This is a genomic window from Geofilum rubicundum JCM 15548 (assembly GCF_000974365.1).
GTDB lineage: Bacteria > Bacteroidota > Bacteroidia > Bacteroidales > Marinilabiliaceae > Geofilum > Geofilum rubicundum.
This window is the reverse complement of record NZ_BAZW01000135.1, coordinates 1-2,041: the sequence shown is the minus strand read 5'-3', so window position 1 is coordinate 2,041 and position 2,041 is coordinate 1. Positions and strand designations below refer to the sequence as shown.

The 2,041-nt window shown below is 50.1% G+C and carries 1 protein-coding gene; it reads left to right on the top strand.

The features are described 5' to 3' along the window. The first annotated feature begins 122 nt into the window (after nt 1-122). Nucleotides 123-1,907, top strand: coding sequence for a TonB-dependent receptor (locus JCM15548_RS20345; protein ID WP_062129042.1), 1,785 nt, complete (start codon nt 123-125; stop codon nt 1,905-1,907). The last annotated feature ends 134 nt before the right edge of the window (nt 1,908-2,041 follow it).

The following is a 2,041-nucleotide window of genomic DNA, read 5'->3' as shown; positions in this document are numbered from 1 at the left end:
AGGGTAGATGGGGTAGGATGGGTTGATGGGGTTATTAGGCCATTAGGTTATTGGGTTGGAAGGGGAGATGGGGATTTCATAGTTGTTAATGGGTGTTGTACATTGAGTTATAAGTTTTATATATGAGAACATTGAAATTTTTATTGATATGGGGTGGCTGGGCTTTTGTGGCTGTTACGGCTGTGGCTCAGGAGGATTCCATCGACCAGGAGGAGACGATTAACCAGGATGTGCGTGTGGTGCGTGAATACAATCCTACGGTGTCGGATGCTTTTAAAATCAATGAGATGCCTGAGCAGTCGGATGCGGATGTGCCGGCTCCTGATTTTAGCTATGAACTGAGTGGTAAGGCGATGGTGGGAACACCGGAGGTGGTGCCACTGATTCCGGCTAAGATGGCGAAGGAGCCGCGTGAGGAGCTTTATCCTTCTTATCTGCAGGGCTACGTGGGTAATTACAATATGCTGGGAGGTGCTTTGCGCTACAACCTGGTTCACAATGAGAAGTTTGCTCTGGCTTTAAAGGCGGGCCACGAGTCGTCGATGGGCGATATTGAGGTGATGGGGACGGAGGCCGATGCGGATTATCATGAAACGCTGGGTGGTTTGTACATGCGCCACTTCTTTAAGCGGAAGACGCTGAGTATTGATATGGATTTCAGTAATCTGGCTTACCGCTATTATGGCTTTCATACGATGGATGCGACCAGGCCTTACCTGGCGCCTTATCCTTCTCTTGAAATGAGTTCCATCCCGCCACAGACACAGGGCAGTAATTTGATGCACGATGATCAGCAGCACCAGACGGCTTTTGATGTGACGATGGGACTGAAGAATCAGGTGACGGGCCATATGGAAACGCGCTACGATTTGAAGATGGGGTATTCGACTTTTGGCAATGGAACGGGGGTGAAGGAGAACCAATTTCGCTATACCGGGGATTTTGATTTTTCACTGGGTGAGCTGGGCCTCCGATTAGGGACGGCGATGGATCATGCCAGTACCAATGTGCCGGTGGATGAGATGCCCTGGCTCTATCAATTCGAAAATCGTCAGCAGACGCTGGTGCAAATGAATCCGGCGCTGGTGAAGACGAATAAAAACCTGGATTTGCACATGGGCTTGCGTTTTGCGGCAGAGTTCGATGATTTGGAGGACAATCTGTATATTTCGCCGGATGTGAGGGCTAACCTGACCGTGGCAGAGGGTTTTGTGGCCATTGAAGGGGGTATTACGGGTGAGATTAAGCCATCTACTTACCGCTCTATTATGGAGGAGAATCTGTATGTGTCGCCTGATTTGAATGTGAAGACGGCTTTTCACGGGGTGCGCTTTTTTCTGGGGGCGAAGGGGAATTTCACGAGGTCGACTTCCTTTGCGGCCCGGATGGATTACAATGTGTTCCACAATGAGCACTTTTTTGTGAACCGTCAGTTTGTGCCTTATGGTGGAATGTCGGGTGAACCAAATGATTTCAGCAATCAGTTTGGGGTGGATTACGACGATGGCCGTATGCTGTCGGTTTCGGGTGAATTCAAAATGGGCTTTTCACCGCAACTGGATGTGCTGCTGCGGGGTGCTTACTACGGCTGGGATACCGACTCGCTGGAGCATGCGTGGCACAAACCCAAATCGGAGGTGGGCGCGCGCATGACTTACAAGTACAATGAGAGTCTGACCTTATACGTCTCGGGCAATATGATGGGACCCCGCTATGCTTCTTTGCCTGAAGGAATTGAAAAGCTGGATCCGGTCTATGATTTCAACATCGGTGCCAACTACAACCACAACAAACGTTGGCACTTCTTTGGTGAAGTGCGCAACCTGGCAGCTTCCAAATATTACCGCTGGTACGGTTATCCCATGCAGGGAATCAATGGCCGGGTAGGGCTGGGTTATTCGTTTTAGGGGAAGGGTAGGAAGGGTGAGAAGGGTGAGATGGGTTGATGGGGATTATTGGGTAGGAAGGGTTGATAGGAAGGGTAGGAAGGGTGAGAAGGGTGAGGATGGGTTGATGGGATTGATGGGTAGGAAGGGTTGAT

Excerpts from the sequence above, each read along its gene's own strand:
- JCM15548_RS20345 (WP_062129042.1), top strand. The coding sequence starts at position 123 with ATGAGAACATTGAAATTTTTATTGATATGGGGTGGCTGGGCTTTTGTG.